We start from the raw sequence: 21422 nt of genomic DNA, 5'->3' as shown, positions 1-21422 counted from the left end.
TTGCCTCTACGGATGCGGCAGCATTCAGTCTGCATCCAGGTGCGCGAACATGGCCACTTTTCAGAAGGTTGAGACGGCGAAATGGTGGCCGATCGTGGAGGCGGCCGACATTGAGCCGGAGCAGCGCCGTTGCCCCATTTTCGCGCGCGCAATTGCCAGTCGTTCGCGAAAATCTCGCTGCGGTGCGGGATCATAGCCCATTCCCGAGTCCTCTCCGTCCTTGATCTGGATGGAGCGCTGGCCGACAATGTCCGCGATTCAACTACAAGCTCCTTGGGGGAATTCGTGAATAGACCTGCCCGGGTCGTTACCCAACCGACATCGTCCAATCCGCAGCAAGGCATGACGCTGCTGCGCGATCCCTTGCTCAACAAGGGGACTGCCTTCACGGAAGCGGAGCGCGAGACGCTCGGCCTGCGCGGCCTCTTGCCACCTTGCGTGCTGACGATGCAGACCCAGGCCGAGCGAGTTCTCACCAACCTGCGCGCGCTTCCGACCGACCTCGAAAAATATGTCGCGTTGAACGCCCTGCATGACCGCAACGAGGCGTTGTTCTTCCGCGTCGTTGTCGACAATATCGACGAGATTCAGCCGATCATCTATACGCCGACGGTCGGGCTTGCGTGCCAGAAATACGGCCTGATCTTCCAGCGGCCGCGCGGCATGTTCATCTCCTCGCGCGATCGCGGCCAGATCGCGGAGCTTCTGAAGAACTGGCCTTATCGGGCCGGGCTGATCGTCGTCACCGACGGCGAGCGCATTCTTGGTCTCGGCGATCTCGGCGCCAACGGCATGGGCATCCCGGTCGGAAAACTCTCGCTCTATTCGGCCTGCGCCGGTGTGCATCCCGAGTTGTGCCTGCCGATCGTGCTCGATGTCGGCACGAATAACGAAGAGTTGTTGAACGATCCCTACTATCTCGGCCTGCGCGAGCGGCGGCTGACCGGCGAGGCCTATGACAGCTTCGTCGACGAGTTCATGCAGGCCGCGCGAAAGACGTTTCCGGGCGTGCTGATCCAGTTCGAGGATTTCGCCAATCACTCCGCCTTCAAGCTGCTGCACAAGTACCGGGATGAAGCCTGCGTCTTCAACGACGATATCCAGGGCACCGCGGCGGTGGCACTCGCAGGCCTGTTCTCGGGCTTGCGTATTTCCGGCGGCAAACTCACGGATCAGCGAATCCTGTTCCTCGGCGCGGGCGAGGCGGCGACCGGCATCGCCGATCTCGTGGTGTCCGCCATGATGGCGGAGGGCGCCTCCGAGGCCGAAGCGCTTCGCCGTAACTGGCTGGTGGACTCCCGCGGCCTCGTCGTCAGCGGCCGCGAAGGCCTCTCTGGCCACAAGCTCCGCTACGCACATACCGACCAGGCGCCGATCGCCGATTTCCTCACCGCGATCAGGACGCTGAAACCGACCGCGATCATCGGCGTTGCTGCGGTTGGCGGCGCCTTCACGCCCGACGTGCTCAAGACGATGGCCGAACTCAACGAGCGGCCGATCGTGTTCGCACTTTCCAACCCGACTTCGAAGGCCGAGTGCTCGGCGGAGGATGCCTATCGCTACACCGAGGGCCGCGCGCTGTTTGCGTGCGGCAGTCCGTATGATCCGGTCACGCTCGACGGACGCACCTACGTGCCGCGCCAGGGCAACAATTCCTACATCTTCCCCGGCGTCGGTCTCGGCGTCATCGCCAGCCGCTCGCGCCTCGTCACCGACGAGATGTTCATGGCGGCGGCCCATACGCTTGCCGATTGCGTCGGCAAGGAGGACCTCGCGCAAGGCAGTCTCTATCCGGCACTGCCGCGCATCCGCGAGGTCTCGGTCCGCATCGCTGCGGCCGTTGCCGACGTCGCCTATCAGCGCGGGCTCGCAGACGGACCTGCGCCGAATGACGTGAAGGCCTTGGTCCAGTCGCAGATGTACGAGCCGCAATACTGAGGCACCAGGCCGACAGTTGATCGGCGCCGGAACGCAATCCAGTCGGGCGCTCGCCAGGCTTCTGGCGTAGCGCCCGATTTTTGTTACCCCTGCGCTGGCCAAAGCGCGATGAAATGAGGATTGATCGCTGCGACGACGGTAGTGAGCCCCCTCTCCCGCTTGCTTGCGGGAGAGGGTTGGGGCGAGGGTGCTTCCGCAATGGGACAATCCCCAAGAGGAGAAAGCCCTCACCCGGCGCTTCGCGCCGACCTCTCCCGCAAGCAAGCGGGAGAGGTGAACCGAGGCCGGTCCGGGCAAGGATTCAACCAAAGCCCGCCACGCTCATCTGGAGCCGGCTGTTCCGATTCAGAACACGCCACTGTGGTGGAATCGTCACAGCTGATCGTGAAACGGCCGCGGCCCCAGAGCCGCTTTTGTTCCGACAAGGTTCTGCCCTCATTGCCGACCGAAAATCCGGCTATTCGGAGGGCGTAACATGTCTCGCATTGCACGTGCCGAAACTGCCCCGATTTCCTTCGCAACCTCATGCCGGCTGGTGCTCGCCGTCGTCGTCGCAGCATCGCTCGCCGCCTGCGCGCAAGCGCCGGTCGGTCGCCAGAAGGCCGATCTCGCCGGCACCAGCCGGAAGGCCGCGGTGGAGCGTCCGCACAGGGTGGCGGCGCTGCATCCACGCCCGATCAGCCGGGCGCGCGCCACGAACAGTGACGCAAAGCAGACTCCCTCGCATGGGGTCGCCAGCTTCTATTCGGATACGGCAACTGCGAGCGGCGAGAAGTTCGATAAGAACGAGTTGACCGCGGCGCATCCCACCCTGCCGTTCGGCACCAAGCTGCGGGTCACCGATACCACCTCCGGCCGCTTCGTCACCGTCAGGGTCAACGATCGCGGACCCTATATTCGCGGGCGCGTGGTCGACATCACCCCTTCCGCGGCCGAGGCGCTCGGCATGGTCGACAAGGGCATCACCAATGTCAGGCTGGAGGTCGTGCAATAGGGCACGACTCGGTAAGACCAATGCAACGCGCTTAACCGGCTGTTAGCTGCTTCTCGAGCACCATGGCTGCCCACACAATTCGGGGCTTTCGGGGAGGCGGCGCTTGAACACGATCCAGTATCTCGAAGATCAGGCTGCGCGCGCCGAGCGGCTCGCCAAACGGATCACGGATACGCTGACGATCGAAAAGCTCCTGACCTTCGCCGGCGAGCGCCGCCGCGAGATCGAGGTCATCGCCGGCAAGCACCACGGCACTCGTTCCCCGAAAACGATGCTTTGAGCGCATTGCGCCACGTCATTCGGCGCGGAACTTCTCTTGTCCCGGCGTCATCCCGGCGATGCACGAGGATGAGGACATCATCGGCGCAACGCGCGCTTTAGGATGGCTCTCGACGAAGTCGCTGAGATAGTCAGGCAGCGTCACGCCGTCGATGTCGCAGCGCGCCTTTATCTCGCCGGCGACATCGGCCGAGATGTCCTTCATCCAATGCTCGAGCGTGTTGAACGAGATCACCTTGACGGGATCGTTGAAGCAGCCGGCGACGAGTTCGTCGATCGTGGTTTCGAGATCGCTCCGCTCAATGCGGATCTCGGTCGTCCGGTCGAGGCGATCGATCACCACGAACAGTGTCCGGTCTGCGCCATAGGGCACGACATGTGAGGGTAGGCCAGCTTCAAGCATCTGCGGCGCTCACGCCTTGGCTTCCGATCGCTGACAACGGGAAAGACCGGACGAAGGTTCCTGCGCGCGTGCTTGCAAACTGCCGTCAGAGAAATTCTCTCAACCGCGACAACTCGGTGACGTGCTCGGGCGAGAGGATCTCCGTCACGAGTGGCGGCTGCGGCACCGTCCGGATCTCGTAGAGATGCCGGGTCGTCGCCGGCTTCTCCATGAAGGCCGAGATGCACGCGTCGAGGGTGCCTTCGCTGATCTGGTACGACTCCCGGTCCGGCCGGCGCTGGTTTGCAAGCGACGGCCATTTATGCAGCACCGCATGCGCACCAAAATCGACCTTTGAACCCGCAATCGCATCCCCCATCGCACTCGCCTCACGCAAGAAGCACCCCAGCACGCGGACTTGCGTGCCGGGGCCCACACCTATCGCTGCATCTCAATGTCACAGCGCTGAACGCGGCCGCCGGGAAAAGGTTCCCGCCGTCTCGTCGTGATCAGCTCGCCGCCGCCGCGATTCTGTGTCCCGGGCTGGCCTGACCGCTGCTGTGCTCGTCGCCGCGCCCGACCTCCGGCGGGAGCCCGGCGAAGCGGCGCAAGGCTTCGGCCATCTGCACCCGGCCCGGCCCCCCGGTGATCACCACATCGACCATGGTGAAGGATGAGTGGAAATGGCCGTGCGCCCTAAGCTGCCTGACCGGAACGCCGGCTGCGGCCATCGCCTCGGCATAGGCGACGCCCTCGTCGCGCAACGGATCGAACTCGCAGGTGACAACGAAGGCCGGTGGCAGCCTTTCGACCTTGCCGCGCAGCGGCGAGACGCGCGGATCGGTGCGATCGGCCGGCGAGCAGTAGAGGTCCCAGAACCAGTACATCAGCGAGCGCGTCAGAAAATAGCCGGTCGCATTGTCGTTGTAGGACGGGCGATCGAAGGTGCAGTCCGTGACCGGGCATATCAGGAGCTGGCCCGCGATTTCGGGCCCGCCACGATCGCGCGCGAGCTGGCAGGTGACGGCTGCGATGTTGCCGCCGGCGCTCCAGCCCGCGACCAGCACCGCGCCAGGCTTGCCGCCGAGCTCGCTGGCGTGCTCGGCGATCCAGCGCGTTGCCGCATAGCCGTCTTCGGCGGCCGCCGGAAAGCGATGCTCCGGCGCGTGGCGATAGCCGACGCTGACGAACATCATGCCGGTTCGCCGCACCATGTCGCGGCAGAACGGCTCGTCCGACTGCTCGTCGCCGAGCACCCAGCCGCCGCCGTGGAAATAGACCACGACCGGATGCGGCCCGGGCGTTGCCGGCTTGTAGACGCGATAGGGCAGCGGGCCGTCTGCGCCGGGCAGGGTGCCGTCGACGATCTCGCCGATCGGCCGTCCTGCCGGGCGGCTCTTGTTGAACTCGTTGACGAAGGCGCGTGCGCCTTCCGCGCCCATCGACTCGATCGGCGGCAGGTTGAGCGATGCGAGCAGGTTCAGCACCAGCCGCACGTCCGGCTGCAGGCGTACCACCTCGCCGTCATTGCACTGCGCAGCAACGTAGGGTCCGCTGAGCCTGAAGCCGAGCATGCCGCGGCTGACCACCTCGTCGCAGATGCTGCGATAGGGGCCGACGCCGCCGGTATAGGGCATCAGTCCCTGGACCTTGCCGGGCACGTTGGCGCCCGTGTACCAGGTATTGGCGAGCCGGTGCAGCGTCAGCGTCGAACAGTCCGCCATGTGCCGGCCCCAGCCGGCTTGCGCCGTCTCGGTCGCCTCGATCGTGGTGAAGCCGGCCTCGCGCAGCGCAGCCAGGCGATCCACGACCCAGTCGACATGCTGCTCGATCGAAACCGCCATGTTCGACAGGACCGACGGGCTGCCGGGGCCGGTGATCATGAAGAAGTTCGGGAAGCCCGCGACCGTGAGGCCGAGATAGGTCTCGGGTCCCTTCGCCCACAGGTCGGAGAGCGACTTGCCGCCGCGCCCGGTGATCGGGTGCACGGCGCGGATCGCGCCGGTCATCGCGTCGAAGCCGGTCGCGAACACGATGACGTCGAGGTCGATGCTGCGCCTGGCCGTCGTGATGCCGCCTGCGGTGATCGCCTTGATCGGCTCCTGGCGCAGATTGACCAGCGTGACGTTCGGCCGGTTGTAGGTGGCGTAGTAGTTGGTGTCGAGGCAGGGACGTTTTGCGCCGAAGGGATGATCGTCCGGCGTGAGCGCCGCGGCGGTCTCGGGGTCCTTGACGGCGGCGCGGATCTTCTCGCGGATCAGGTCCTGAACGATCTTGTTGCCGTCGATATCGACGGCCTGGTCGGCCCAGAGCTGCGTGAGGATATAGACGAGATCGCCCTTGCCCCAGGCTTCCTCGAACCGCGCGCGGCGCTCGGCGTCGGTGAGCTGCCAGCTGACGACCGTCTGCTGGGGATAGGGCACTCCGGCCATCGACTGGCGTGCCTGCTCGCGATAGGCGGCGCGATCGCCCTGCAGCAGGCTCATGCGGTCCGACGGCGCCGGGCCGTTATGCGCGGGCAGCGCGAAATTTGGCGTGCGCTGGAACACGGTGAGATGTGCGGCCTGCTCGGCGATCAGCGGGATCGACTGGATCGCCGACGAACCCGTGCCGATCACGGCGACGCGTTTTCCCGCGAGGTTGACGCCGTCATGCGGCCAGCGGCCGGTGAAATAGACCTCGCCCTTGAAGTCCTTGACGCCGTCGATCTCCGGCGGCTTCGGCGCGGAGAGGCAGCCGGTGGCCATGATGTAATGGCGGCAGGAGACCGGTGCGCCATTGTCGGTCGTGAGCTGCCAGCGCTCGGACGCATCGTCCCATCTGGCTTCGGTGACCTTGGTCTTGAAACGAATGTCGCGCCTGAGACCGTAGCGGTCGGCGACGAAGCCGAGATAGCGCAGGATCTCGGGCTGGGTCGCGTATTTCTCCGACCAGGTCCAGGCTGACTCGAGCTCCGGGTCGAAAGTGTAGCTGTAGTCGATGGTCTGGATGTCGCAGCGCGCCCCGGGATAACGGTTCCAGTACCAGGTGCCGCCGACATCGCCGGCCTCATCGAGGGCGACCGTGGAGAAGCCGGCCTTGCGCAGGCGGTGCAAGAGATAGAGGCCGGCGAATCCGGCGCCGACCACGGCGACGTCGACCTGCTGAGCGGTTCCGCGCTCATCGGAGACACGTGTGGCAACCATTGCGTCAGGCATGGCATTCCTCCCGTATGTTTTGTTTTGCCGGCAGGCTATCGCCGCAGGTTCAGCTTGTCATCAGAGCAAGTGCAATCCCCGGTGGTCGTTTGCGGCGGCAGCGTGACCGCGCGAATGTTGCGGCATCACACGCACCGCGATGCACAATGGCCGTGATAGCCCGGGGTAATCAGAGCGCATCCTTCTGTGTATGCTTGCGCTTACAAGCCACGCGTACCGGCCGGGCGTCATGACAGAGTTGAGTGAGCGAACCAAAGCGAACATGGATGTCGTCCTCGAGGAGACGTGCCGCCAATTGCCGCATGGCGGCGATCATGACAGCCGCAGGTTCATCGCCGAGCGCCTGATCGAGGCGGCGCAGTCCGGCCACTCCACGCTCGGCGAGCTCGGCATCGTCGCGCGGCGCGCGCTGGCGGAGTTGATGGGCAAAGGCGGCTAGGCGCGGGCGCGAGGCTTGCCTCGCTGACGGCCGTGGACATAACCTGCCCGGGATCCTTCATCGAGATATTCGAAGATGCGGTCTTTGCTTGCACTCGTTGCGGCTTGCGCAGTCCTGTGTTGCGCACGATCGGCTGCGGCTCAGCCGGTCGGACAGTTTCCATTCGCGCTGACGCGTGAAGGGCAGATGCTCGGCGCCGTGGAAGGCGAGGTGGCGTCGTTCAAGGGACTGGCTTACGCGGCGCCGCCGGTCGGCGCGCTGCGCTGGCGTCCGCCGCAGCCGACGACCGAAAGCTCGGAAATGCGCACCGCTTACGACTATGGTGCGCCGTGCCTTCAACCGTCGCGGCAGGACGCGAGCGAGGATTGCCTGACGCTGAACGTGTTCCGTCCTTTCGGGGTCGACGGCCCATTGCCGGTGATGGTGTTCTTCCATGGCGGCGCCTTCGTCTCGGGCACGGCCAACGATCCGCTGTTCGACGGCGCCAGGCTGGCGCAGGCGGGCCTCATCGTGGTCACCGTGAACTATCGCCTCGGCGCGCTCGGCTGGCTCACTCATCCCGCCGTTTCGGACAGCGGCGGAAACTACGGCCTGATGGACCAGATTGCCGCGCTGCATTGGGTGCACGACAATATCGCGGCCTTCGGCGGCGATCCGAGCAACGTCACTTTGTTTGGCCGCGATGCAGGCGCGACGTCGATCGCGCTCCTGATGCTGTCTGTGCAATCACGCGACCTCTTCCAGAAAGCCATTCTGCAATCGGTGCCAGGTCGGACCCGCCTCCGTTCGGCGCACGAGGCGCAGGCGGTGGGCCGGCAGTTCGCGGCCGCGCTTGGACGAGAGGCGGATTTGCGCGCAGCCGAGCCGCGGCGCGTGCAGGCCGCCGAACAGCAATTGCTGGAGAAGTCGCCGCGCAGCTTCGCGCCGATGATGGATGGGCGTCTGGTGACCGAGGATCTCGCCCCAGCCTTCGCGGCCGGACGTCAAAGCCGCATTCCCCTGATCGTCGGCTCGAACGACGACGAGACGGGCTTCGACAATGAGTCCGATCTCGAGGGGGAGCTTGCGTCGTCCGGCATTCCCGGCGACGAACTGCGAAAGCTCTATCCGGACCTCGCCAGACCTTCGGATCTCGCGGCAAGGTTCTACACCGACAAGGTCTTCTCGGAGCCGGCGCGATTGCTGGCTCGCCTGCACGTTGCGAGCGGTGCGCCGGCGTTTCGCTATCGCTTCGCCTATGTGCCGGAGGCCCGGCGCGCGACTCCGGAAGGTGGCCACGGGCGGGAGTTGCAGTTCATCTTCGGTGCGGAAGGCGTGCCCGGCGCAGGCATCTTGTCGCGACGTGATCGCGCGGTCGCAAGCCGCATGCGCGCCTACTGGATCAATTTCGCGAGAAGCGGCGATCCCAACGGTCCCGACCTGCCGCGCTGGGACGCGGCGGGCGGCGATCGCCTGCTGCTGATCACGAACGATCGCATCGCGAGCGGCGACGATCCGTTGGCGGAGCGTCTCGACCGGCTCGCAGGTGAGGGCAGGAAATGAGTTGGAGTTACGCGGCGAGCTCGACGCGCGGCGCCGGGCTCAGCCGGTCTTCCTCCAGGTAGTCCATCGCGCCGTCCTTCTCGACGGCGTAGAACTGCTGGCCGTCCCTGGACTTGAAGGCGGCGCGGACGACACCGCGGCGGCCCTTGTCACTGTTGACGACGTCCCCCAGCGCAAACTTCCTCATCTCACCACGTCTCACTTGTCTTCAGGCCGACTCCTTCGGCCACACCGGGGATTCTGAGCGGCAAATCGTTAACGGCTTGCTAACCATGCGGGTTTGCCTATGCTCGCCCTTGATCGCGCGGCTGCTGCACGCGCATGTTGCGAACCAGACGAGCCGGCATCCATGACTCGATTTCCGACGTTCTTCCTGTCCCACGGCGGCGGCCCATGGCCGTTCATGGAGGACAGGCGGGTGCAATATGCGAAAACTGCGCAGGAATTCGGCCGGCTGCCGCAGCTTCTCCGGGAGCGACCGAAGGCCGTGCTCGTCATCACCGGACATTGGGAGGCCGATGCCTTCACCGTGTCCAGCTCGCCGCATCCGCCGATGGTCTACGACTACTACGGTTTCCCCGAGCATACCTATCACCTGAAGTATCCGGCGCCCGGCAAGCCCGAGCTTGCCGCAGAGGTGAAGGCGCAGCTCGCGCGCGCCGGCCTCGATTGCCGGGCGGATCCCAACCAGGGTTTCGATCACGGCACATTCGTCCCGCTCGGGCTGATGTATCCGAACGCCGACATGCCGATCGTGCTGCTGTCGCTGAAATCGAGCTACGATGCGGCTGAGCACATCAAGGTGGGACAGGCGATCGCTCCGCTGCGCGACGCCGGCATCCTGATCATCGGCAGTGGGCTCACCTATCACAACATGCGTGGCTTCAACCGGCCGGAGTCCAAGCCGGTCTCGTACGACTTCGAGGCCTATCTGAACGAGGCGATCAGCAACCCGGATGCGGCGCGCCGCAACGCGATGCTGGTCGACTGGGAGAATGCGCCGAGCGCGCGTCTTGCGCATCCGCGCGAGGATCATCTGCTGCCGCTGATGGTGGCGGCTGGTGCTGCCGGCAGCGACGTCGGACGCCGCGTCTTCGTCGACGAGGTCGCGAACGTGGCGATGGCGTCCTATGTGTTTGGCGGGTGACCCCTTCTCCCTTTCCCCGCAAGCGGGGAGAGGCGAAGAAAAAGTGGGCCTCACCCGTATTTCAGCTTCATGAACAGGATGCCGCCGGCGAGCAGCATGGTTATGGCGTTGGCGGCGACGAGGGGCGCATCGCCGGAGAGCAGGCCGTAGGCGAGCCAGAGCGCCAGGCCCAGCACCATGACCAGGAACATGCCGAGCGAGATGTCGCGCGCCGAGCGGGTCTTCCAGACCTTGATGAACTGCGGCGCGTAGGCAACGGTGGTGCAGGTTGCGGCGGCAAAGCCGAGCAGCTTGATCGCGAAGGGGTCCATGCCCGGCTCTATAGCATGGATTCGGCCATGCCTCACGCGCGGGCCGTGATGAGGCGGCGATAGAGCGCGGCATAGTCGCCGGCGCGGTTGCGCCATGAGACGTCGGTCGCAAGCCCGCTTCGTTGCAGCCGGCGCCAGGTCAGCTTGTCGTGGAAGACGGTGTTGGCCTTGCGCAGCGTGCCGGCGAGGGCATCCGCCGTCACCGGGCCGAACTTGAATCCCGTGGCGTCGTGGCCGGACGCATCGGCCTCGCCGATGTCGACGATGGTGTCTTCGAGGCCGCCGACGCGGGAGACGATCGGCACGGCGCCATAGCGCAGCGCGCAGAGCTGGGTCAGGCCGCACGGCTCGAACCGCGAAGGAACGATGAGGGCGTCCGAACCGGCCTGGATCAGATGCGCCAGAATCTCGTCGTAACCGATCACGACGCCGATCCGGCCGGGGTTGGCGCGGGCCGCAGCCTGATAGCGATCCTGCAGATCGCGGTCGCCGCTGCCGAGCAGTGCGAGCTGCATGCCCTGGCGCAAAATGGTCGGAATGGCCTCGAGCAGGAGATCGAGCCCCTTCTGCCAGGACAGCCGGCTGATGACGCCGAGCAGCGGCGCATCGTCGGAGGAATCGAGGTTGAACTGCTGCTGCAGCACCGCCTTGTTCGCGGCCCGGACCGTCAGGTCCTCCGCGCCGAAGCGGTAGGCGATGTGCGGATCTTCCTGCGGATTCCACACCGATATGTCGATGCCGTTGAGGATGCCGCTCAGCACGCCGGACCGTTCGCGAAGCAGACCGCCGAACCCCATGCCGCCTTCGTCGCTCTGGATTTCCTTCGCGTAGGTCGGCGACACCGTGGTGATGCGATCGGCGAATCGCAGGCCGGCCTTCAGGAAGCTGATGCCGCCGAAATACTCCAGGGCCTGAACGTTGAACGAGTCCCAGGGCAGGCCGATCGCTCCGATCAGCTCGCGCGCGAACTTGCCCTGATAGGCCATGTTGTGAATGGTCATCACGGTACCGGGCCGCGGGCGATCGTCGTAGTGCAGATAGGCCGGCGCCAGCGCGGCCTGCCAGTCATGGGCGTGCACGATGTCGGGCACGAACGCCGGAACGAGGCCGTGGCCGATATCGGCGGCGATGCGCGACAGCGCCGCGAAGCGCACGCCATTGTCGGGCCAGTCGATGCCCTCAGGGGTGACGTAGGGGTTGCCGGGCCGGGCATAGAGATGCGGCACGTCGAGCACGAACAGATCGAGCCCGTCATGCGAGCCCGCCAGCAGCCGGCCGGGGCCGCCGAAATAATCCGGCCAGCTCCGGAGTTCCTCCGCGCCCGACACCAGGCGCATCACGTCGGGATAGCCGGGCATCAAGGTGCGCATCTCGACGCCATGCGCCTTCAGCGCAACCGGCAGCGCGCCGGCGACATCCGCAAGGCCACCGGTCTTGACGAGGGGATAGACTTCAGAGGCGACCGCGAGGACGCGAACAGGCGTCATGTATTGAGCCTGTCGATCATCGGCTGGGTGATCAGCGAGATGCCCTGCTCGGTGGTGCGGAAGCGCTTTCCGTCGAGCTCGGGATCCTCGCCGACGACGAGGCCTTCCGGAATCTCGACGCCGCGGTCGATCACGACGTTCCTCAAATGGGCACCGCGACCGACATGCACATAGGGCATGATCACGGCGTTCTCGACATTGGCATAGGAGTTGATGCGCACGCCGGTGAACAGCAGCGAGCGCCGCAGCGAGGCGCCGGAGATGATGCAGCCGCCGGAGACCAGCGAGCTCACCGCCTGACCGCGCCGGCTCTCCTCGTCGTGGACGAATTTCGCGGGCGGCGTGATCTCGGCATAAGACCAGATCGGCCAGGCGCGATCGAACAGGTCGAGCTCGGGCACGACGTCGGTGAGGTCGATATTGGCGGCCCAATAGGCATCCACCGTGCCGACGTCGCGCCAATAGGCGCGGGGGTCGTTGCCGGAGCGGACGCAGGAGGTCGAGTACTGGTGCGCCATCGCGCGGCCGTTCTTGACGATGTAGGGAATGATGTCCTTGCCGAAATCGTGGTTCGAGTTCGGATCCTCGGCGTCGCGCTTGAGCTGGTCGAACAGGAATTTCGCGTCGAATACGTAGATGCCCATGCTGGCGAGCGAGACGTCCGGCTTGCCCGGCATCGGCGGCGGATCTTTCGGCTTCTCCAGGAACGCCTGGATCCAGCCGTTCTCGTCGATATGCATGATGCCGAAGCCGGAGGATTCCGTCCGCGGCATTTCGAGGCAGCCGACGGTGACGTCGGCGCCACTCTCGACGTGCTGACGCAGCATCAGCTCGTAGTCCATCTTATAGATGTGGTCGCCGGCCAGCACCACGATGAAGCGGCAGGCGTGAGTTTCGATGATGTCGATGTTCTGGTACACCGCGTCCGCCGTGCCGACATACCACATGGTCTCGGAGACGCGCTGGCTGGCGGGAAGGATGTCAAAACTCTCGTTGCGTTCGGGGCGGAAGAAGTTCCAGCCCATCTGGAGATGCCGGATCAGGCTGTGCGCCTTGTATTGGGTCGCGACCGCGATGCGGCGGATGCCCGAGTTCACCGCGTTCGACAGCGCGAAATCGATGATGCGGGACTTGCCGCCGAAATAGACCGCGGGCTTGGCGCGCCGGTCGGTCAGCTCAAGGAGCCGGCTGCCGCGCCCGCCAGCCAGGACGAACGCCAGCGCCTGACGGGCAAGCGGCTCGGGTCTCGCGGCACTCATGTCATCCTCCCACAACTCTGGCGCTCGCGAGAAGCCTCCCGGCTGCGCACATTGGAACCGATAGTAATGGCACGAATAGTAAATCGTGAAGGTGGTTGTTGGTTGCGAATGCGCGGGAAGCTTAATGCTTTCCGGGTGTTCGGGCCTCAGGCGCCGTCGCGCCGGTGTCACACGAGGCGAGGTCGCCGAGCTTCGCCGGGCACTGGCTGATCAGAACGGAGGCATGCGTCTTGTGCGGTGCACGCAAATCCCAGGCTTTGACTTGGCGCAAGGATGCCCGATCATGACGCTGCGATCCTTTTCCGAGCGAAAGGTCAGACAGGGAGTAAGACGATGAGGATCTGGAAGACGGCAATTGCCTGCTCGTTGGCCGGCGTGGTCATGGCAGGCCAAATCGGGCAGGCCGCGGCGGGCCCGATGCCGACCAACGTCGCGACGATGAAGGCTGCGGCCGGCGACAACGTCGCGCAGGTGCATTGGCGCGGCGGCGGATGGGGATTTGCTCTTGGCGGTCTCGCAGCCGGCGCGATCATCGGCGGCGCCATCGCCAGCGGCGCGCCTTACGGCTACGGCTATTATGGCCGCCCCTATTATGGCGGCTATGGATATCCGGGCTACGGCTATGGTTATGGCCCAGCGTATTACGGCTATGGCTACAGACCAGTCTATGCCTATCCGCGATACTATCGGCCCTATCGTCCGTATTACGGCTATGGCTATTACCGGCCATACCGGGTTTATCACCGCCATTATTACCGCAGATATTGGTGAGCACCGCGGCTAGAACGAGAGTCACACGATCAAGCTCATGCTTGCTAGATGCATGAGCTTGATCGCGGCGAGATGCAATGGGCCGGGCTTGAGGCGAAGCTCGCGCATGTCGCCGCTCTTCGTCCCGCTCGATCTGAGCTTGCGCTGGTCAACGCGGCGAGTTTTGTTCGGCGAGAATAGAACCCGAGCCATCATTGGTCGATTTGACCGAGGCCAGTTCGGCAGACGCAGAGCGTCGAAGCACGCAGGCTGGTCCTTCGCAAACAGAAACAATGTGTGATGGCATGCCGCCTGGCGGACGGCAGTTTTCCAGGAACTTCAGGGAACAAGCGACGTTTGCAGCGCCGGGCAAGGGTCAACCGGGAGCGGTGCCGTGCGAGCGCAGCCGACTTTATTGCTTGGTCTCGTGACTTCATCCCTTGCCTTCATGTCCGTTGCAAAGGCCGAAAGCGGGCTCGCCTCCTATTACGGATACGGGAAGGCCGGCAGAGGCGGCGAGTTGACCTGCGCCCATCGCACGCGCCCGTTCGGCAGCGTGCTCAAGGTGTCCTACAGCGGACGCACGATCCAATGCCGCGTCAACGATCGCGGTCCCTTCATCCGCGGGCGGATCGTCGATCTCTCGGTGCCGGCCGCCCGCGCGCTCGGCATGATGAGCGCGGGCGTGGTGAGGGTCTCGGTGGAATAGGCCTCTGAGCGCGCTATAGTGCCGCCCCAAAGCAAGGGGGCGCCATGGCCAGGATCAGGGTGGGAGTCGTCGGCTGCGGCTTCGTGTCGGAGCTGCACATGCATGCGTTCCGGCGCGTTTATGGCGTGGACGTCGAGGTCGCGGCGGCTGCGGCGCGTGGTGACCACGTCGTTGAATTCGCCGATCGACACAACATCCCGCGCGTCTATCGTAGTTTCGCCGATCTGATCGCGGACGCCGATCTCGACGTCATCGACATCTGCACGCCGCCCAATCTCCATGCCGGGATGATCGTCGGCGCGATGCAGGCCGGCAAACATGTGATCTGCGAAAAGCCCTTCGCCGGCTATTTCGGCCGCGAGGGCGACGAGCAGCCCATCGGCAAGCACGTGCCGAAGGCGCTGATGTATGAGCGCGTGCTGGAAGAGATGGACGCGACACGCGCCGCGATCGAGCGGACAGGGAAGCTCTTCATGTACGCCGAGGACTGGATCTACGCGCCGGCGGTGACCAAGACCGCGGAGATCATCAGGGCGACGAAAGACAAGATCCTGTTCATGAAGGGCGAGGAAAGCCATTCCGGCTCGCACGCCGCCCATGCCGCGCAATGGGCGATGACCGGCGGCGGCTCGCTGATCCGGATGGGCTGCCATCCGCTCTCGGCCGTGTTGTATCTCAAGCAGGTCGAAGCGAAGGCGCGCGGCGAGACCATCCGCGTCGCCAGCGTCACCGGCGACGTCGGCAACGTCACCGCCGGCCTCAAGCCCGAAGAGCGGAGCTACATCAAAGCCGATCCCGTCGACGTCGAGGACTGGGGAACGCTGACGGCGACCTTCTCCGACGGCACCAAGGCCACCGTGTTCTCCGGCGACATGATCATGGGCGGCGTGCGCAATCTGATCGAGACCTATACGAGCGGCGGCTCGCTGTTCGCCAACATCACCCCGAACACCCATCTGATGAGCTACCAGACCAGTGAGGAGAAGCTCGCGGGCGTCTACATCACCGAGAAAGTCGACCGCAAGACCGGCTGGCAATATGTCTGCCTCGAGGAGGAATGGACGCGCGGGTACTTGCAGGAGATCCAGGACTTCATGGAATGCGTCGCGACCGGACGACAGCCGCTGTCGGACCTCGCGCTCGCGTATGAGACGATCAAGGTGAACTATGCCGGCTATTGGGCGGCGGAGGAGGGACGGCGGGTGGTGCTGTAGGGTGATCGTCGCCGCGATGGGACTGTGCTCCTTTGCCCCGCAAACGGCAGGGCTATCGCATTTGAGAGCCTTTCCCTGCGGCCATCCTTCGAGACGCGCGCCTTTGGCGGGCCCTCAGGATGAGGACCGAGTGCGTGACAGTGTTTCCACAAGCAAAGCTGCCGCTTAGCCTCATCCTGAGGAGACCGCGAAGCGGTCGTCTCGAAGGACGAGGCGCTCGCTCAGGCCTTGCCAAGAACGCATATGCGATAGCCCCTGCCGCAAGCGGAGAGAGGCGAAAGCCCGTCACGTCCCGTAGGTCGAGCCCTTCGGCAGCGGGAACACCGGGTCCTGTGTCCTGATGTTGGTCGGCCACACCACCGAGATGTGCTCGCCCGCGTTCTGCATCACCACCGGTGTCGAGCGTTCGTTCTGACCGGAGAGCGGCGTGCCCGGCGGGAAGAATTTGACGCCATAGCCCTGGATGGTGCCGCCGGCGGGGATGTCGACGTCGAGCGCCGCTTTGCGGATGGCCTCGGGCTCGAAGCTGCCGTACTTCTCCTTGGCGACCGGCAGCACGTTGTTGAGCAGCACCCAGGTCTGGTTGAAGCCCATCGAGCAGTGTGGCGGCACGTCCGTCGCACCGGTCTTCGCCTTGTAGCGCGTGACCATGGCGTTGATCAGATCGCCCATGCCCGGCGCGAGCTTGGCGGGGTCGAGCAGTTGCGCCGGCACCGGGTCGATGTTGCAGAAATTGTCGATATCGGCCCCGAAGGTGGCGCGCAGCTTGTCGAGCTGGCTGTAGCCGGCGCCGGCGCCGAACAGCATCTTGAAGCGCAGGCCGCTCTCACGCGCCTGGCGCAGGAACAGGGTGATATCAGGGTTGTAGCCGGCATGCGAGATCACGTCGGCCTTGGCGCGCTTGATCTTCGTGACGAGCACCGACAGGTCCGGCGCCGATGCCGAATAGCCCTCGCGCAGCACCACCGGCATGCCGGCCTGCTTGGCATAGGCTTCGTCGGCCGTGGCGACGCCGACGCCGTAGGGGCCGTCCTCGTGGATCAGCGCGACCTTGACCTCCTTCGGGTCCATGCCGAGCTTGGCTTTCGCATGTTCGTTGATGAAGCTTGCAAAGGCCTGCCCGTACTGATCCGAATGGATCTGCGCGCGAAACACGTATTGCAGGTTCTTGTCCTTGAACACGGCGGTCGAGACCGCGGTCGTGATCCAGAGGATCTTCTTCTGCTGCTCGACCTTGGCCGCGAGCGGCACCGCATGCGAGCTCGCATAGACGCCGTTGAGGATGTCGATCTTCTCCTGGCTGATCAGCCGTTCGGCCTCGTTGATCGCAACGTCGGGTTTGCTCTGGGAATCCGCGGCGACCGGAGCAATCTTGTATTTGCCGCCGATACCGCCTTTCTCGTTGACGAGATCGATCGCGATCTGTGCGCCGATCGACGAGGCGACCGAGCCGCCCGCGGCGAAGGGGCCGGTGAGGTCGTAGATCAGGCCGATGCGTAGAGTCTCGGCTTGCGCCTGGGCCCGTGTCCAATCGAGGCTGAGTGCGGCGGCGGCAGCCGCCGAGCTCTTCAGCAGCTGCCTGCGTGAAGTCGGCATCCTATCCTCCCTCAAAACCGTCTTATGATTGATTGCTATTTTTTGCGAAGTATTGGGAGGGGAGTACGGAAAGTCAACATCGCCCAAGGTTGATGAGGCGGCGGCATCGAACGCAACTGCGAAGGCCAAGAAGCCCAGCGCTCCGTGCGATGCAGGCGCCGACATGCTGCGGCCGCAGATCACAGCGCGCGGCGCGGATGGAAAGCATCGGGCGCCGACGGTTCACGTCGGCGTCCTTGATTGCGGGTCCCTCGCTCTTGCTCAGCCGGGCCCTGCGCCTTGCGTCGCAGTATACACTGCGTAGAGCGATTGGCTGGCGGCCATGAAAAGACGGTTTCGTTTCGGGCCGCCGAAACAGACGTTGCCGCAGACTTCAGGCAGGCGGATGCGGCCGAGCAGCTTGCCCTCCGGCGACCACACGGTCACGCCGCTGTAGCCGACGGCGCGGCCGGCATTGCTGGAAGCCCAGAGGTTGCCATTGACGTCGCAGCGCAGGCCATCCGGTCCGCACTTCACGCCGTCGATCATGCAATCGCTGAACTTCTTGAGATTGGAGAGTTTGTTGTCGCTGCCGACGTCGAACACGAAGATCTCGCCCTTGCCGCCGGGACCGGTGTCTCCAGGCCCTTTGCCGGTCGAGGCGATGTAGAGCTTCTTGTAGTCGGGCGAGAAGCAGAGCCCGTTCGGGTCGGGCACCTGGTCCTCGGTGACGACGAGATCGATGCGGCCGGAAGGGTCGATGCGATAGCAGTTGGTCGGCAGCTCGCGCTTGCCCGGCACGAAGCCGGCCGGCTGCCCGATCCGCGGATTGAGCTTGCCGCCCGCATTGCTCGGGCCGCCCGCGACGTCGGGCTCGCCCTCATAGAGCTGGCCGCCATAGGGCGGATCGGTGAACCAGTAGCTGCCATCGGGATGCGCGGCGATGTCGTTCGGCGAGTTCAGCCGCTTGCCCTGGTAGGAATCGGCCAGCACCGTGGCGGTGCCGTCATGCTCGTAGCGCGTCACCCGGCGCGTCAGGTGCTCGCAGGAGAGCTGGCGGCCCTGGAAGTCGAAGGAGTTGCCGTTGGAATTGTTGGACGGCGAGCGGAATATGCTGACGCGGCCGTCGTCCTCGCTCCAGCGCATCTGCCGGTTGTTGGGAATGTCGCTCCACAGAAGATACCGGCCCTGCGCGCTCCAAGCCGGGCCTTCGGCCCATAGCAGTCCGGTGTACAGACGCTTGATCGCGGTGTTGGGCTGCGCGAGATCGTTGAAGGACGGATCGACTGCGATGATGTCGGGGTCCCAGAAATAAGTGGTCGGCGCGCCGTGGGGGCCGAAATCGCGCGGCGGGGTGGTGATCGTCGTCGGCGGGGCGGCAGGCCCGGTCTGGCCCAGTGCGGGACTGCCTCCGGCCAAGGTCGCCGCGGCGCCGAGCGCCAGTCCCCGGACAAGTGTTCGTCGTGAAAGCGCAGTATCCTGCTCACGCTGCTCGTGGTCACGAGCCTCTTGGCGTGTCATCGCGTCCTCCCGATCATGTTCGCTGGCCGGTTGATCCGGCCGAGCCGGAACGGAGGTTAATGCGGTCCGCCACCGGTTGCGAGGGGTGGAATCGGTTTCTCCGCGCGAGGTCAGGCCGCAATCCGGTCATATTCGCTTGCGTTTGGAATGGCGGCGCTTCGCACTTGCATTGCGTCGCCAGCGAAGCTCGGAAATGTTCCGCGAGATCGGACAAAATTTTCTGCGGCAAAGCGCAGCATGCAACGCGTTCGCCCCATCTCAAGCCTTGATTTCGTGCCTATTGCCACGCAGAAACCAGCCGGGGGCGACGGACGGAGTTGATCGTGGCTGGCGTCATCGTATTGGTCTCGTTGCTGGGAATCGCGTTCGCGGCCGGCTATTTCACGCGTGAATTCATCTCCAGCAAACGACGTGCGGAGGCACGCCGCTGGCGTGAGTATAGTGAGCCGGATTGGCTTCCCGCCAACGCCCCGGCCAACACCAACGAGATCGCACGCGCCACGGCGGCTGCCGTGGTCACCGGCGAGCTCGGTCAGATGCTGAACCGCTGGGAGACGAGGGCCCGCGCCCGCCGTGCGGGATAGCTGGCCGAATTGCTTCGCTCCATCCGGGCACCAAGGGCGCGCGTTGCTTGTCGGGCAAACGGCATGCGAGTTGGATTGATCGTGACGATGCGGCTTGGTCCGTCGTGCTTGCCGCGATGACGCTGCGGGCGACGAGCCGGCTTGCAGCGGATACCTCCAAGCCGATGTCTATGTCCCGGCCGCGAGCGCCCTCGCCGCGAGCTGCTTCCGCTTTTTGCCCGCCGTCGATATCAATGCGTCCTTGCGTTCCGCCTTGCTTTCCTCCTGCAGCAGATCGATGAAGGCGCGAAGCCCGGCCGTCATATGGCGGTGACGGGGATAATACAGGCGCAGGCCAGGGAATGGCGGTGTCCAATCGTCCAGCGCGGCTTGCAAGGCTCCGGTGGCGAGATATTTAGCCACCCAGAAATCGCTGACAAACGCGAGGCCTAGTCCTTCAAGCGCGGCTTCAACCATCAGAGCGTCATTGTCGAGCGTGAGCCTACCCGGCACGTCCACGGTGATCTCCTCCCCGCGCTTCTCGAACTCCCAGCGATAGAGCTTGCCGCCCGGCATCCGCCTGCGGATGCAGGCGTGACTGAGGAGATCCGAAGGCGACCTCGGCAATGGATTGCGTGCGAAATAATCCGGCGCGCCAACGACGATGAAACGGGAGGCCGGACCGCAGGGAATGGAGACCATGTCCTGCGGCACGGCTTCGGCCAGTCGAATTCCGGCGTCGAAACCTTCCGCGACAATATCGATGTGACGCCCCTCCAGAACAAGTTCGACGTTCATGTCGGGATAGCGCCGCAGGAATTTCCCGACGACGGGGCGAAGGATCTGGTGCGCAGCGCGCTCCTTCAGATTGATGCGAAGCGTTCCCGTCGGGGTGTCGCGAAACGCGTTCACATCTTCAATCGCGCCGGCAATCTCACGCAACGCGGGGCTAACCCGTGCGAGGAAACGCTCACCCGCTTCCGACAGCGACACGCTGCGCGTCGTGCGATGGATGAGGCGGACGCCGAGCCGTTTTTCGAGCGCGGCGACCGCATGGCTCAGGGCCGAGGGCGAAATGCCGAGCTCAGTCGCGGCCGCGCGAAAACTGCGATGCGCCGAAATCGCGGCAACGGCGTGCAGCTCGAAAAGACCGGTGTGAGGCATTGTGCGATATCTTGCATCAGGTCATGCCATTTTATGCCGATTATCGCATTAATCAACCCGACTATATTGAGCCCACAATCGCGACCCGAAGGACATCTCACATGGCAAAGACCTTCCTCATCACCGGCGTTTCGTCGGGCTTCGGCAGGGCATTGGCGGAGGCTGCGTTGAGCGACGGCCATGCCGTTGCCGGCACCGTGCGCAACGACGCCGACAAGCAGGGCTTCCAGGCGCTCGGTCGCGGCGCGCATGCGGTGCTCCTGGACGTCACCGATACCGAGGCGATCGCGCCTGCGGTTGCTGACATCGAAAGCCGGCTCGGTACGATCGACGTGCTCGTGAACAATGCGGGCTATGGCCACGAGGGCATCCTGGAAGAATCGTCCATGGACGATCTGCGACGCCAGTTCGAGGTCAATGTGTTCGGCGCCGTGGCGATGATCCAGGCCGTGCTGCCTTCCATGCGAAAGCGCCGTGCCGGACATATTCTGAACATTACGTCGATGGGCGGGATCATGACGCTGCCGGGCTTGAGCTATTACCACGGCAGCAAGTTTGCTCTGGAAGGGATCTCCGAATCCCTTGGCAAGGAAGTCAAGGGGCTCGGGATCAAGGTCACCGCGGTCGAGCCCGGCAGCTTCCGCACCGACTGGGCCGGTCGATCGATGGTGAGGGCGGCACGATCGATAGGAGACTACGACGCGATCATCGAACCGATCCGCAAACGGCGCATGGAGCTGAGCGGCAAACAGGTCGGCGATCCCAGGAAGGCCGCGCTGGCGATGCTGAAAGTCGCGCTGTCGGCAGATCCGCCGGCGCATCTGCTTCTCGGCAGTGACGCCGTGCGGCTGGTCGACGAAAAGATGAAATCGTTGCAGGCCGAGCTCGATGCATGGAAAGGCGTTTCGCTTTCCACCGATGTGGCGTGACGCGTACCCGCACGCGGCCGGC

Annotated in this window: 21 protein-coding genes; 11 read left to right on the top strand and 10 right to left on the bottom strand. The window is 64.7% G+C overall.

The window, feature by feature from the left end; all coding sequences use genetic code 11:
• Positions 1 to 285 precede the first annotated feature (285 nt).
• The 3 genes from ACSHT2_RS12850 to ACSHT2_RS12840 all read left to right on the top strand — a co-directional run bounded on the left by ACSHT2_RS12850 (position 286) and on the right by ACSHT2_RS12840 (position 3212).
• Complete coding sequence (locus ACSHT2_RS12850) at positions 286 to 1938, top strand: NAD-dependent malic enzyme (protein WP_440641879.1); 1653 nt, start codon at positions 286 to 288, stop codon at positions 1936 to 1938.
• Between the two features lie 475 nt (positions 1939 to 2413).
• Complete coding sequence (locus ACSHT2_RS12845) at positions 2414 to 2932, top strand: septal ring lytic transglycosylase RlpA family protein (RefSeq protein WP_440641878.1); 519 nt, start codon at positions 2414 to 2416, stop codon at positions 2930 to 2932.
• A 103-nt stretch (positions 2933 to 3035) separates the two neighbouring features.
• On the top strand, positions 3036 to 3212 hold the full coding sequence (locus ACSHT2_RS12840) for a hypothetical protein (protein WP_440641877.1): 177 nt from the start codon (positions 3036 to 3038) through the stop codon (positions 3210 to 3212).
• A 15-nt stretch (positions 3213 to 3227) separates the two neighbouring features.
• Here the strand turns inward: ACSHT2_RS12840 and ACSHT2_RS12835 are convergent, their stop codons facing one another.
• The 3 genes from ACSHT2_RS12835 to ACSHT2_RS12825 form a co-directional block, all read right to left on the bottom strand.
• The gene (locus tag ACSHT2_RS12835) at positions 3228 to 3614 is read right to left on the bottom strand and encodes a hypothetical protein (RefSeq protein ID WP_440641876.1); all 387 of its coding nucleotides are present in this window, start codon (positions 3612 to 3614) and stop codon (positions 3228 to 3230) included.
• An 85-nt stretch (positions 3615 to 3699) separates the two neighbouring features.
• Positions 3700 to 3972, bottom strand: a complete 273-nt coding sequence (locus tag ACSHT2_RS12830; RefSeq protein ID WP_319328505.1) for a hypothetical protein — start codon at positions 3970 to 3972, stop codon at positions 3700 to 3702.
• A 130-nt stretch (positions 3973 to 4102) separates the two neighbouring features.
• Positions 4103 to 6790, bottom strand: a complete 2688-nt coding sequence (locus ACSHT2_RS12825; protein ID WP_440641875.1) for a flavin-containing monooxygenase — start codon at positions 6788 to 6790, stop codon at positions 4103 to 4105.
• Between the two features lie 190 nt (positions 6791 to 6980).
• Here ACSHT2_RS12825 and ACSHT2_RS12820 point away from each other — a divergent pair, with 190 nt between their 5' ends.
• Positions 6981 to 7229, top strand: a complete 249-nt coding sequence (locus ACSHT2_RS12820) for a hypothetical protein (protein WP_440641874.1) — start codon at positions 6981 to 6983, stop codon at positions 7227 to 7229.
• 75 nt (positions 7230 to 7304) lie between these two features.
• On the top strand, positions 7305 to 8771 hold the full coding sequence (locus ACSHT2_RS12815; RefSeq protein ID WP_440641873.1) for a carboxylesterase/lipase family protein: 1467 nt from the start codon (positions 7305 to 7307) through the stop codon (positions 8769 to 8771).
• 7 nt (positions 8772 to 8778) lie between these two features.
• Here the strand turns inward: ACSHT2_RS12815 and ACSHT2_RS12810 are convergent, their stop codons facing one another.
• Positions 8779 to 8958, bottom strand: a complete 180-nt coding sequence (locus tag ACSHT2_RS12810; protein WP_036006694.1) for a hypothetical protein — start codon at positions 8956 to 8958, stop codon at positions 8779 to 8781.
• A gap of 162 nt (positions 8959 to 9120) precedes the next feature.
• Here ACSHT2_RS12810 and ACSHT2_RS12805 point away from each other — a divergent pair, with 162 nt between their 5' ends.
• The gene (locus tag ACSHT2_RS12805) at positions 9121 to 9918 is read left to right on the top strand and encodes a DODA-type extradiol aromatic ring-opening family dioxygenase (RefSeq protein WP_440641872.1); all 798 of its coding nucleotides are present in this window, start codon (positions 9121 to 9123) and stop codon (positions 9916 to 9918) included.
• A 50-nt stretch (positions 9919 to 9968) separates the two neighbouring features.
• Here ACSHT2_RS12805 and ACSHT2_RS12800 read toward each other — a convergent pair whose 3' ends face one another.
• Genes ACSHT2_RS12800 through glgC form a run of 3 tightly spaced genes read right to left on the bottom strand, consistent with a single transcriptional unit; the run spans position 9969 to position 12975 of the window.
• Entirely contained in the window at positions 9969 to 10229 is a 261-nt protein-coding gene (locus ACSHT2_RS12800) for a SemiSWEET transporter (RefSeq protein ID WP_319328455.1), read from the bottom strand.
• A gap of 32 nt (positions 10230 to 10261) precedes the next feature.
• On the bottom strand, positions 10262 to 11716 hold the full coding sequence (glgA, locus tag ACSHT2_RS12795; protein WP_440641871.1) for a glycogen synthase GlgA: 1455 nt from the start codon (positions 11714 to 11716) through the stop codon (positions 10262 to 10264).
• Entirely contained in the window at positions 11713 to 12975 is a 1263-nt protein-coding gene (gene glgC / locus ACSHT2_RS12790) for a glucose-1-phosphate adenylyltransferase (RefSeq protein WP_440641870.1), read from the bottom strand. Before glgC ends, glgA begins: the two co-directional genes overlap by 4 nt.
• A gap of 333 nt (positions 12976 to 13308) precedes the next feature.
• Here glgC and ACSHT2_RS12785 point away from each other — a divergent pair, with 333 nt between their 5' ends.
• From ACSHT2_RS12785 to ACSHT2_RS12775, 3 genes are all read left to right on the top strand, one after another.
• Positions 13309 to 13746: a hypothetical protein gene (locus ACSHT2_RS12785; RefSeq protein WP_440641869.1), complete on the top strand. Its 438-nt coding sequence runs from the start codon at positions 13309 to 13311 to the stop codon at positions 13744 to 13746.
• A gap of 373 nt (positions 13747 to 14119) precedes the next feature.
• Positions 14120 to 14434: a septal ring lytic transglycosylase RlpA family protein gene (locus ACSHT2_RS12780; RefSeq protein ID WP_061879275.1), complete on the top strand. Its 315-nt coding sequence runs from the start codon at positions 14120 to 14122 to the stop codon at positions 14432 to 14434.
• A gap of 44 nt (positions 14435 to 14478) precedes the next feature.
• The gene (locus ACSHT2_RS12775; protein WP_440641868.1) at positions 14479 to 15648 is read left to right on the top strand and encodes a Gfo/Idh/MocA family protein; all 1170 of its coding nucleotides are present in this window, start codon (positions 14479 to 14481) and stop codon (positions 15646 to 15648) included.
• A gap of 285 nt (positions 15649 to 15933) precedes the next feature.
• On the opposite strand, the gene ACSHT2_RS12770 is transcribed toward ACSHT2_RS12775, so the two are convergent.
• Both ACSHT2_RS12770 and ACSHT2_RS12765 read right to left on the bottom strand, forming a co-directional pair.
• Positions 15934 to 17244, bottom strand: a complete 1311-nt coding sequence (locus tag ACSHT2_RS12770; RefSeq protein ID WP_440641867.1) for an ABC transporter substrate-binding protein — start codon at positions 17242 to 17244, stop codon at positions 15934 to 15936.
• 261 nt (positions 17245 to 17505) lie between these two features.
• Complete coding sequence (locus ACSHT2_RS12765; protein ID WP_440641866.1) at positions 17506 to 18744, bottom strand: SMP-30/gluconolactonase/LRE family protein; 1239 nt, start codon at positions 18742 to 18744, stop codon at positions 17506 to 17508.
• Positions 18745 to 19067: 323 nt separating this feature from the next.
• Here ACSHT2_RS12765 and ACSHT2_RS12760 point away from each other — a divergent pair, with 323 nt between their 5' ends.
• Positions 19068 to 19328 carry a hypothetical protein gene (locus ACSHT2_RS12760; protein ID WP_440641865.1) on the top strand — a complete coding sequence of 87 codons (261 nt, stop codon included), beginning with the start codon at positions 19068 to 19070 and terminating at the stop codon, positions 19326 to 19328.
• 168 nt (positions 19329 to 19496) lie between these two features.
• Here ACSHT2_RS12760 and ACSHT2_RS12755 read toward each other — a convergent pair whose 3' ends face one another.
• On the bottom strand, positions 19497 to 20471 hold the full coding sequence (locus ACSHT2_RS12755) for a LysR family transcriptional regulator (RefSeq protein WP_440641864.1): 975 nt from the start codon (positions 20469 to 20471) through the stop codon (positions 19497 to 19499).
• Positions 20472 to 20572: 101 nt separating this feature from the next.
• Between ACSHT2_RS12755 and ACSHT2_RS12750 the strand changes: the two genes are divergently transcribed.
• Positions 20573 to 21400, top strand: a complete 828-nt coding sequence (locus ACSHT2_RS12750) for an oxidoreductase (protein ID WP_440641863.1) — start codon at positions 20573 to 20575, stop codon at positions 21398 to 21400.
• Positions 21401 to 21422 lie beyond the last annotated feature (22 nt).

It is taken from the genome of Bradyrhizobium sp. PUT101 (genome assembly GCF_052043945.1).
GTDB lineage: Bacteria > Pseudomonadota > Alphaproteobacteria > Rhizobiales > Xanthobacteraceae > Bradyrhizobium.
Note: the sequence above shows the minus strand (reverse complement) of the source record. Positions and strands in the feature narration are given on the sequence as shown.

Coding starts and splice junctions, on each gene's coding strand:
- ACSHT2_RS12845 (WP_440641878.1), top strand. CDS start 2,414: ATGTCTCGCATTGCACGTGCCGAAACTGCCCCGATTTCCTTCGCAACC.
- ACSHT2_RS12815 (WP_440641873.1), top strand. CDS start 7,305: ATGCGGTCTTTGCTTGCACTCGTTGCGGCTTGCGCAGTCCTGTGTTGC.
- ACSHT2_RS12830 (WP_319328505.1), bottom strand. CDS start 3,972: ATGGGGGATGCGATTGCGGGTTCAAAGGTCGATTTTGGTGCGCATGCG.
- ACSHT2_RS12805 (WP_440641872.1), top strand. CDS start 9,121: ATGACTCGATTTCCGACGTTCTTCCTGTCCCACGGCGGCGGCCCATGG.
- glgC (WP_440641870.1), bottom strand. CDS start 12,975: ATGAGTGCCGCGAGACCCGAGCCGCTTGCCCGTCAGGCGCTGGCGTTC.
- glgA (WP_440641871.1), bottom strand. CDS start 11,716: ATGACGCCTGTTCGCGTCCTCGCGGTCGCCTCTGAAGTCTATCCCCTC.
- ACSHT2_RS12825 (WP_440641875.1), bottom strand. CDS start 6,790: ATGCCTGACGCAATGGTTGCCACACGTGTCTCCGATGAGCGCGGAACC.
- ACSHT2_RS12800 (WP_319328455.1), bottom strand. CDS start 10,229: ATGGACCCCTTCGCGATCAAGCTGCTCGGCTTTGCCGCCGCAACCTGC.
- ACSHT2_RS12820 (WP_440641874.1), top strand. CDS start 6,981: ATGCTTGCGCTTACAAGCCACGCGTACCGGCCGGGCGTCATGACAGAG.
- ACSHT2_RS12755 (WP_440641864.1), bottom strand. CDS start 20,471: ATGCCTCACACCGGTCTTTTCGAGCTGCACGCCGTTGCCGCGATTTCG.
- ACSHT2_RS12835 (WP_440641876.1), bottom strand. CDS start 3,614: ATGCTTGAAGCTGGCCTACCCTCACATGTCGTGCCCTATGGCGCAGAC.
- ACSHT2_RS12775 (WP_440641868.1), top strand. CDS start 14,479: ATGGCCAGGATCAGGGTGGGAGTCGTCGGCTGCGGCTTCGTGTCGGAG.
- ACSHT2_RS12810 (WP_036006694.1), bottom strand. CDS start 8,958: ATGAGGAAGTTTGCGCTGGGGGACGTCGTCAACAGTGACAAGGGCCGC.
- ACSHT2_RS12770 (WP_440641867.1), bottom strand. CDS start 17,244: ATGCCGACTTCACGCAGGCAGCTGCTGAAGAGCTCGGCGGCTGCCGCC.
- ACSHT2_RS12750 (WP_440641863.1), top strand. CDS start 20,573: ATGGCAAAGACCTTCCTCATCACCGGCGTTTCGTCGGGCTTCGGCAGG.
- ACSHT2_RS12785 (WP_440641869.1), top strand. CDS start 13,309: ATGAGGATCTGGAAGACGGCAATTGCCTGCTCGTTGGCCGGCGTGGTC.
- ACSHT2_RS12765 (WP_440641866.1), bottom strand. CDS start 18,744: ATGACACGCCAAGAGGCTCGTGACCACGAGCAGCGTGAGCAGGATACT.